Source organism: Papillibacter cinnamivorans DSM 12816 (assembly GCF_900176335.1).
Taxonomy (GTDB): domain Bacteria; phylum Bacillota; class Clostridia; order Oscillospirales; family Oscillospiraceae; genus Papillibacter; species Papillibacter cinnamivorans.
The window spans coordinates 1-9,472 of record NZ_FWXW01000016.1 but is presented as its reverse complement, the minus strand read 5'-3'; the positions used below and the strand labels follow the sequence as shown (position 1 = coordinate 9,472).

At 54.7% G+C, this 9,472-nt stretch carries 10 protein-coding genes; 2 read left to right on the top strand and 8 right to left on the bottom strand.

Going from position 1 to position 9,472, the window contains the following annotated elements:
• Positions 1-278: hypothetical protein (locus B9A13_RS14020; RefSeq protein WP_200809734.1), on the bottom strand; the 278-nt coding region annotated here is incomplete at its 3' end.
• A 490-nt stretch (positions 279-768) separates the two neighbouring features.
• Here B9A13_RS14020 and B9A13_RS13675 point away from each other — a divergent pair.
• The gene (locus B9A13_RS13675) at positions 769-1,680 is read left to right on the top strand and encodes a GGDEF domain-containing protein (RefSeq protein ID WP_084235712.1); all 912 of its coding nucleotides are present in this window, start codon (positions 769-771) and stop codon (positions 1,678-1,680) included.
• A 14-nt stretch (positions 1,681-1,694) separates the two neighbouring features.
• On the opposite strand, the gene msrB is transcribed toward B9A13_RS13675, so the two are convergent.
• A complete protein-coding gene (gene msrB, locus B9A13_RS13670; RefSeq protein ID WP_084235711.1) occupies positions 1,695-2,645 on the bottom strand; it encodes a peptide-methionine (R)-S-oxide reductase MsrB in 951 nt (316 codons plus the stop codon).
• Positions 2,646-2,804: 159 nt separating this feature from the next.
• Here msrB and B9A13_RS14180 point away from each other — a divergent pair, with 159 nt between their 5' ends.
• Entirely contained in the window at positions 2,805-2,981 is a 177-nt protein-coding gene (locus tag B9A13_RS14180; protein ID WP_159448157.1) for a hypothetical protein, read from the top strand.
• A 12-nt stretch (positions 2,982-2,993) separates the two neighbouring features.
• Here B9A13_RS14180 and B9A13_RS13665 read toward each other — a convergent pair whose 3' ends face one another.
• From B9A13_RS13665 to B9A13_RS13640, 6 genes are all read right to left on the bottom strand, one after another.
• Positions 2,994-3,347: an arsenate reductase family protein gene (locus B9A13_RS13665; protein ID WP_084235715.1), complete on the bottom strand. Its 354-nt coding sequence runs from the start codon at positions 3,345-3,347 to the stop codon at positions 2,994-2,996.
• Positions 3,348-3,515: 168 nt separating this feature from the next.
• Positions 3,516-4,820: a GntP family permease gene (locus B9A13_RS13660; protein WP_242942876.1), complete on the bottom strand. Its 1,305-nt coding sequence runs from the start codon at positions 4,818-4,820 to the stop codon at positions 3,516-3,518.
• Positions 4,821-5,531: 711 nt separating this feature from the next.
• Positions 5,532-6,539: an electron transfer flavoprotein subunit alpha/FixB family protein gene (locus B9A13_RS13655; RefSeq protein WP_084235710.1), complete on the bottom strand. Its 1,008-nt coding sequence runs from the start codon at positions 6,537-6,539 to the stop codon at positions 5,532-5,534.
• Between the two features lie 17 nt (positions 6,540-6,556).
• Positions 6,557-7,357, bottom strand: a complete 801-nt coding sequence (locus tag B9A13_RS13650; RefSeq protein WP_084235709.1) for an electron transfer flavoprotein subunit beta/FixA family protein — start codon at positions 7,355-7,357, stop codon at positions 6,557-6,559.
• A gap of 356 nt (positions 7,358-7,713) precedes the next feature.
• Positions 7,714-8,850 (bottom strand): acyl-CoA dehydrogenase family protein, encoded by a 1,137-nt coding sequence (locus B9A13_RS13645; RefSeq protein WP_084235708.1) that lies wholly within the window; start codon positions 8,848-8,850, stop codon positions 7,714-7,716.
• 432 nt (positions 8,851-9,282) lie between these two features.
• The coding region (locus tag B9A13_RS13640) for a hypothetical protein (protein WP_143807042.1) at positions 9,283-9,472 on the bottom strand (190 nt) is incomplete at its 5' end.

Here is a 9,472-nt window from a genome sequence, read left to right as displayed (position 1 = left end):
CCCTCCGTTATGTCGAAAAGATACCCCTTTATATTGCCGAAATTATCGGCGGTAAACCTGCCGTTGTCATTCTGGCTTCGCTCCTGAACTCCCGTAAATTTCACGGTGACAAGATTTCCGGATTCGCCCACGGCCTTTGACAGCCTGTCCGCCTGGATTTCTCCGTCCTGTATCGGAACAATGAGACGCCTTCCATCCTTATCGGTAAACCCGAATACGTCTTCCAACAGGATGCTTACAGGGGGTTCGGTCTTTTGCTCCGGCAAAGAATCGCTCACAATTGCGCTGCTCTCCGGCGGCACGGTATTGGTGTCTGAGGGTGCGGCCGAATTTTCTCCGGCGAAAGAACATCCCGTTAGCAAACAGACGGCTGCAAGCACCGGAATTGTCAATAGCATCGGCGTTTTTAACGGTTTGAAGATCATATGGTCGAATTCCTTTCCTCCGATTCCCCGGCGGTATCTCCTTGACGGCATGGGCAGGCCCGTAAGGAAAAAACCCGGTTTCATTATGATATCATATTTATTCTGGATTTTCAGTGTCTTCTTCCCGTTCCCCTTTCGCCCAAAGCGCTGGTCCTACGGAAAATCCCGGCTCGTGGGCGTTTCTGCCGGTTTTTACGGACCGGCGGATATGTCTGAACCGTTTCGGAGGGAGACTGCGCTTCATTTTATTTTGACAACGCCCGGGCGATTGCATATAATGCTGCTTGTACCGGCGCCGCCGAGCGGCGGCCGGAAAGCGGTAATTTCATGAGGTGAAAGACGTATGCGCGCTCCCATTACCCTGAAAGAACTCGAGGATAACCTGTTGTTTTTTAAAAAAATGTATCACGTGGTGCGGCTCGTGGATCCCGTTCAAAAAGTCGTCCTGGAAAAGCACAGCTGCGCCGTCGGCGAAACGGCCCAGATCTGCCACGATTACTGGGAACGGGGCAGCATCTGCGACAACTGCATCTCCATTCGGGCTTATCTGGAAAACGACGGGTTTGTCAAGCTGGAACACACCCCCGAAGCCGTCATGATGGTGATGGCCATTCCCATTCTCTGCTGCGACCGTCCCGTAGTGCTGGAGCTCCTGAAGGATGCCACCAACAGCATCCTGGTGGGCAGCGGAGAATATGAACAAGGGCATATGATGCGTGAACTGGTCTCCCAAATGAACGACGTCGTCGTGCGGGATTCTCTCACGGGTCTGTATAACCGCCGCTTTGTAAATGACCGTCTGCCTGTGGACATCGTAAAAGCGGCCGTTGCGAAACAGCCGCTTTCTGTCTTGTTTTTGGACCTGGATAATCTGAAGAGCATCAACGACTCTTACGGGCACCCCACCGGCGACCGGGCTCTCGTTAAGGTATCCGAAATGATACAGGGATGCATCCGCAGCGACACGGACTGGGCAGCCCGGTACGGGGGAGACGAGTTGCTGATCTGCTTAAACGGCGCTCCCGAGGAACAGGGCCGGGCCGTAGGGGAGCGGATTCGCCGGGACATTGAAGCCTCGTCGGTTCAAACGCCCGACGGAACCGCCGGCATCACGGCTTCGTTGGGCCTGTATACCCTGCAGGACGAAAAACTGACGGTGGAGGAACTGATCTCTCGGGCCGACAGAAACATGTATCGTGCAAAAAAAGAAGGGAAAAACTGTATCGTCTACGGAAAAAGCCCGTCGGAAATATAGAAGCGGCTATTGCGTTATTCCGCCGATCCCAGCAGATATCCGTATCCCTCCCGTTCCATCTCCTCCCGCGGAATAAACCGCAATGATGCGCTGTTGATGCAGTAGCGCAGGCCGCCTTTTTCCAGGGGCCCGTCCTGGAACACGTGACCCAGGTGGGCGTCTCCCGCTCTGCTGCGCACCTCTTTTCGGATCATGCCGTGGGACAGATCCGTTCTTTCCCGTACCGCAGAGGGATCAATGGGTCTTGCAAAGCTCGGCCAGCCGCATCCGGATTCAAATTTATCGGCAGAGGAAAAAAGAGGCTCCCCCGTTGTAATGTCCACATAAATGCCGGGCCGGAAGGCATCCCAATAGGGATTCCGGAAGGGCGGCTCGGTTGCGCTGTTCTGGGTAACCTGATACTGCAGCTCCGTAAGGCGGCCTTTCAGGGCCTCTTTGTCGCCGGGGGCATACCGCGCAGCCGGACTCACCGCCGTCTCCGCCCGCCGCATTGCTTTTTCTCCGATATGGCAGTAACCTCCCGGATTCTTATCCAGGTATTTCTGATGGTATCCCTCGGCGGGATAAAAGCTCTCCAGCAGCCTGACCTCGATGGCAACGGGCCCGGAAACTCTTCCCCGGAGGCTTTCAATGGACCGGTCTATGACCGCGCGATCCGCCGGATCGGTATAATAGATGCCCGTCCGGTACTGTTCTCCCCGGTCCCCTCCCTGCCGGTTTACGGAAGTGGGGTCGATCGCCTCATAATACAGTTCCAGAAGGAAAGGCAGTTTCAGGATATCCGGATTGTATTTTACATGAACCGTCTCGGCGTGCCCGGTATTTTCGCGGCACACCTGTTCGTAGGTGGGACGAGCCGTTTTGCCGTTGGCGTAACCGACTTCGGTTTCGGTGACACCCCGGATGGATGAGAGATATTTTTCCATCCCCCAGAAACAGCCTCCCGCAAGATAGATCTCCGCCATCGTGTTTTTCCTTTCTCAAATGTATCTTTCGCAGACTCACGTAATTTCGCTGGAATTGAATTCCGGGTCGCCGGACTGTAGTAAATGTCTGCAGCAGGCTTGACTATAGCGAAAAGTCAGGCTCCGCGCTTATATTACCCATAAAAAGGAGGAATATGGATGGCCCGGTTCGTTTCCGTAGAAAAGCTGAGTAAAAAGGAGCGCAGAAAACGGGCGCTTGCCGCCCGGGGAACCTGGGGTTCCATCAATCCTGTGACCAGAAAACCGGAAAACCCGAAGGCATACCGCCGCAGCAAGATGAAACGCCTAAAGCCGGACCGCGAGTGCGATCTTTGACCGAACCGGGTATCACCGCGGCTTCAGCGCTTCCCACTCGCTCTCCCGAAATCCGAAAAACACCCTGCTCTCCGTCACAAGAACCGGACGTTTGACCAATAGCCCATCGGAAGCGAGCAGCTTCAGCTTTTCTTCATCGCTCATCTCCGGAAGCCTTTGGGCCAGGTGCATTTCCTTGTACTTCAGTCCGCTGGTGTTGAAGAGCTTTTTCAGGGGAAGCCCGCTCTTTGCCCACCACTCTTTCAGCTCGAAAAATGTGGGGTTCTGCGTCTGAATATCCCGCGCTTGATAGGAAATCCGGCCTTCTTCAAGCCATTTTTTTGTCTTTTGACAGGTGGTGCACCTGGGATAACAGATAAATAGGATACTCAAGCAAATTTCCTCCTTACGTCCGGTACCTGCAGTCATCTTTGCCCTTTGCGTATTGGGGCCTTTCTCTAGCATATACCATAATTTTCTGAAAGACCAGACATAAAAAAACGGCATAAGCGGTTTTCTCCGCTTATGCCGTTTCATTTTAGAATACGCGCTCGGCTATATACCCATTGCGACGCAGACCGCTACCAGAATTACTGTTGTAATTGCAGGTACGATAACCGTCGTCACGCCCAGGAACTTGTAGCCTTCCTTGTGGGTCAGGCCCAGGAACGAGAGCATGAGGAACAGGCCGCTGGAGTGAGGCAGGGAGTCGAGGCTGCCGGCGGAAATGGCCATCAGTCTGTGCATGATGGCGGGGTTCGCGCCGGTTTCCAGCAGTTGCGGACCAATCGTCTGAAGGGTGATGGTCAGACCGCCGGAGGAAGAACCGGTGATACCGGAAATAACGGCCGTTGCGAAAGTCGCCAGAACATAGGGGTGCATCTGGAGGCTCAGAACCCACGCAACGATTTCCTGGAATGCCGGGGCATTCTTTACCAGGGTACCGAACGCCACGACCGCGCAGGGGGAGGCAATGGCGGAGATAGCGCCGCCGAAGCCGGTGTTGATGGTCGCCTTGATGTTCTTGAATCTCTTTATGTTCAGCAGATACGCAAGAGCAGCGCCCACAAACATCGCCAGGACAACCAGCGCGGTGGAATCCATAATGCTCCGCATGGTGATGATCATAATGAGAAGAACGACCAGGGGCAGGAAGGAAAGAGCGGCGTTGGGGAGCTTATCTCTGTCGACCTCATAGATGGAGGGGTCGATTCCGGGGATATAGGAGAAGTGTTCCCCGGCGGCTCTCAGCCTTTTCTCTTCCCAGACGAGGTAGACGTAGCACATGACAAAGAGCATGATGGATGCGATGATGCCAAGGACGGGGGCAGCCGTCAGGGTCGTGCCCAGGAACTTGGTGGGGATAACGTTCGTCAGCTGGGGGGTGCCGGGGAGAGAGGTCATCGTGAAGGTGGCGGCACCGGCGCCCAGAACACCGACGGAAAGTCTTCTCGGGATATCCGCTTCACGGAAGAGGACCATGATGATGGGGGCCACGGCGAAGATAACGACAAACAGGCTGATGCCGCCGTAAGTCATGGCTGCGGTGGCCAGGAATACTACCAGAACCGCTCTCTTTTTTCCGAACCAGTCGATGAACTTATAGCCGATGGCGATTGCCGCGCCGGAATCTTCCATGAGTTTTGCATAGAATGCGGAGGAAGCAAAGATCAGGAAGTAAGCCTTAAAGAAGCCTACGTATCCGCCCATGTAGTACTCGGCAAAGCTCGTCCACAGGGGCATCCCGTTTGTCAGAATAACCACGACTCCGGCAAGGAGGGTAAGAGGCAGCGCGCCAAGTCCTTTGTAAGCGAAAAATATGAGGATTGCGATACCCAGCAACAAACCGATAACTCCCATAATTAATCTCCTTTGCAATAGTTTTAGATGAGACCCAGTGAACCAATGGCTTCATTCCGCGGCGGCATTTCGGCGGTTATACGCACAAAACACCTTCGCCATCAAATCGCAGGTCATCCCGTCCGGAAATCCCTCGCATTGTTCGGACGCGGAAAATAAATACCTGCAGCCTGATGACGATTTGCAGAAGAATGATGCCGGCTGTTTACAAAGAAACAATGGGTGCGGAAAAGTCAGGGTGCGCCGCCGCTTAAAACAGCAAGGAGTCAGTTTGCCGCTTTATGCTCGCTGACATGCTCCATAGGATACATGCCGCCGGCATTTCCCGTCTTTCCACGGTCAGGCCCGGTCTGATGTGCCCTCAAAACAGGCCCTTCATCTGAACTCATCACCACCAAAACAAGTTCGGGACATGCTGAAGCACGATGTCAGGCGATGCCTCATAAGTCCTCTTGCACAGTGACCCGAAGTCGGGAGACCTTGCAGCAGCCCTCAAGCCGCAAAGTCCTTTACCTATTATATACTTACTGGACGCTTTGTCAATCGGGGAATTGCGCATGTCGGATAAATTCGGATTCTGCGGGCAAACGCCGCCTTTCGGGCTTTTACGGTTCTTCGGACAGACGGCCGGGATGTACGGAATCTTTAAATCCGCCGCAAAAAATCCGCGCAGGGGAAAACCCCTGCGCGGATTAAAATCAGAATCGGTGCTTAGGCCTTGTGCTTCTTGATTTCTTCGGTCAGAAGCGGCACGATATCAAACAAATTGCCCACGACGCCGTAGTCGGCCACGTTGAAAATGGGCGCGTCCGGATCCTTGTTGATGGCGATGATGATATCGGAATCGGACATACCGGCCAGATGTTGGATCGCTCCGGAAATGCCGCAGGCGATATAAATCTTCGGGGCCACGGTTTTGCCGGTCTGCCCGACCTGGTGCGCATGGGCGATCCAGCCGGCGTCCACCGCCGCGCGGGAAGATCCCACGGTACCCTTCAGCACCGACGCCAGATCCCGGATATAGCAGAAGTTCTCCGGCTTTCCAAGGCCGCGGCCGCCGGAAACGATATATTCCGCTTCTTCCAGGTTGACCTCTTCGGCAACCTCCTTGACCCGCTTTAAAATCTTGGTGCGGATCGCGTCGGCAGCGGTGTGGATTTCCTCATGGGTGATCTTTCCTGTCCTGCTGGCATCGGGAGGTGTGCGCTTGAAGACGCCGGGGCGGACGGTTCCCATCTGGGGCCGGGTGTTGGGGCAGAGAATGGTGGCCATCAGGTTTCCGCCGAAAGCAGGACGGGTCCAGGCAACGTTTCCGCTCTCCTCATCAATCCCCAGGCCGGTGCAGTCGGCAGTCAGGCCGGTGCCCAGACGGCAGGATACCCTGGGTCCCACGTCGCGGCCGTTGTTGGTAGCGCCCAGCAGAACGGTGGACGGCTTGTACTTTTCGATCAGAGTGGTCAGAGCGTTTGCATATGCGTCGGTGCTGAAGATGTTGTATTCCTCGCCGTCCACGACAATCGCCTCGTCGGCGCCGTGAGCGATGGACTGCTTTGCCACATCTTCGACCTTATAGCCGATGACGATGGCCACGAGCTTTTCTTTTTTCTGATCCGCGAGATTTCTGGCGGGGGTCAGCAGCTCATAGCCGACGTTTTTAGCCTTGCCCTCTTCCGTTTCAATAAAAACCCAAACGTTTTTGTAATCTTCCAAATTGCTCATTTTAAGTCCCTCCTCCCTTATATCAGCTTTGCGTCGGCAAGATAAGCAATCAGCTTTGCCACCGCCGCCTCGCTGGTTTCTTCCTGGATCTTGATGCCGTTCTTGGACTTGACGGGAGTGAAGGTCTTTTTAACCTTCGTGGGAGAGCCCTTCAGGCCGCATTTGTTGGGATCGATTTCAATGTCCGCCGCGGTCATGGTGGGGATTTCCACCTTGTTGGCCGCCATTTTGCTGCGGATGGTGGGATATCTCGGCTCGAAAGCCGTCTTGACCACCGTGATGACGGCGGGCAGTGTCGTTGTCATGATGTCGTAACCCATGTCGCTTTCCCGTTTGGCCTTCAGGACTCCGTCCTCCATGGTTACGTCGGCCGCATAGGTAATTTGGGGATATCCCAGGTGCTCCGCAATCTCGGGTCCCACCTGAGCGGTGTCGCCGTCGATGGCCTGCTTGCCGCAGAAAATGATGTCGAAGGCTTCGCCCTTCTTCTTCTCAAGGGCTTTGATCGCCGTTGCCAGCACATAGCTCGTAGCCAGGGTGTCCGATCCGCCGAACGCCCTGTCGCTGAGCAGAATCGCCTCGTCGGCTCCCACGGACAGACATTCCTTCAGCGCTGTTTTCGCTTGCTCGGGGCCCATGGAAATAACGGTAACCTTGCCCCCTTCTTTTTCCTTGAGACGGACCGCCACTTCCAGAGCATAGCTGTCAAAGGTATTGACTATGCTAGGAACCCCGGCCCGAATCAGCGTATGCGTTACAGGGTCGATCTTGATTTCCGTGGTATCCGGCACCTGTTTTACGCAGACCAGCATGTTCACAGTATCAGCTCCTCTTCTTACACTTGTTCATTTTTCTCTGCATGCTTCGCAGAGTTGTTGAAATAATGCTATTATGCCCCAAACGCGAAGCGTCTCTTGGTCTATGGCATCGTTTGCGGTTCCGCCCTTCGAAACGGAGGCAAATCGTGCCGTTCACCCGGTATAACAGCTATTTTGCGGCCATTATACCATAGAATATGTCGATATGCTATGGTTTTAGTCAATTTTTTAACAAAATCACAGGCCCCTTCTTTTTTCAGACCTGCTGGTCATAGCATCGCTCTGGCACCGTAAAAATACGGTGCCAGAGCGGATAAATCATGTACCGAAGTACCTTCGCGCTGCAGGCAAATTGTTTATTTGCGAAGCAGGTTGCCGGCAATGACCACGCGCTGGATCTGGTTCGTGCCTTCGAAAATCTGGAAGATCTTCGCGTCACGCATGAGCTTCTCCACCGGATATTCTCTGCTGTAGCCGTATCCGGCAAGGATCTGCACTGCGTCGGTGGTCACCTGCATGGCGATATCGCCTGCATAGCACTTTGCGATAGCGGATTCTCTGGAGTGAGGTTTTTTGCTCTCGATCAGAGTAAGGGCATGAATGATCATCTGCCGCGCGGTCTCGATCTTGATATCCATGTCGGCCAGCATGAACTGGATCGCCTGAAGGTTGGCAATGGGTTTGCCGAAAGCGATGCGCTCTTTGGCATATTTGACCGCTTCGTCCAGCGCCCGCTGGGCGATTCCTACGGCGCCGGCGCCCACGAAGGGACGGGAGGCGTCCAGGGTGACCATGGCGATCTTGAAGCCTTCGCCTTCGGCGCCCAAACGGTGATCCACGGGAACTCTCACGTCGTCGAAGGAGATGGAGGCGGTGTTGGACAGACGGATGCCCATCTTGTCCTCTTCCTTGCCGATGCTGATGCCGGGCCGGTTGGCTTCCACGATGAAAGCGGTAACGCCCTTGAGGCCTTTGGACTTGTCAACCGTTGCGAATACCACCATGACGTCGGAATGAGCGGCGCCGGTGATAAAGCACTTGGAACCGTTGATGACGTATTCGTCTCCGTCACGCACGGCGGTGGTCTTGGTGGCTCCCGCGTCGGAACCGGCGTCGGGCTCCGTCAGAGCGAAGCATGCCATGCCGCCGTTCACCACGATATCGGAGAACATCTTTTTCTGCTCGGGCGTTCCGAAAAACAGAACCGGCTTCAGTGCCAGTCCCACGGCACTGATGCCCGTGGAGAACCCGGCGTCGGCCTTGGCAAGCTCTTCGGAAATCGCGGCGCAGGTGATGTAGTCAAGTCCGCCGCCGCCGTACTCAGCAGGGATTTCCAGGGCGTGAAGTCCCATTTCCATGCCCTTCTTGTACATTTCCATCGGAAATTCCCCTGTGCGGTCGAATTCTGCCGCGTAAGGCTTTACTTCCTTTTCCGCAAACTCCCGGACCATCTGTAGCAAATCATTGCCTTCATCATTGAGGATATAGCCCATTTTTCATCTTCCTTTCTTGTTTTCGCAGTGATAAAAAGTAAACCCAAAGGTGTCTGCGCTTTCACAGTCGCCAGGCTCCCGCGCCTGTGCATCCCCGGAGGCTTTCCTGCAGGATCGGGAAAACAGTCTCATCGCTTTTCCCGCTCTGTCGGACCTCGGGCCTGAACCAAAGGATCCCGCGCGGCGTTTATCCGTGTATCTACACAACACCATAAGCCGCCGTCTTATTCCTGTCAACAGATATTTTATCCTCCGGGCAGCGCCCGGCTGAAAAATAACCACATCCGCTGCGGGCAAAGCAGGCCGGAGCCTGTCGCTTCTTCATATTGTATCATTCCGGCCGGCATTAGGCAATCCTTCTTTTAAGGATTTTCGTGAAAATTTTATCAAACTTCGCCCATTTCGATCCCATTACCGGCATACCGGTCAAAATCAGCTGCCCAGAAAAATCATCAGAGCCGCAATGTCCGCCGGGCTGACGCCGGAAATCCGGGAGGCCTGCCCCAGGCTTCTGGGGCGGATTTTATCCAGCTTCTGCCTGGCCTCGATGCGCAGCCCCTGAATGGATGCGTATTCGATGCCTTCCGGGATTCTCCGCTCCTCCAGCTTTTTAAATTGTTCC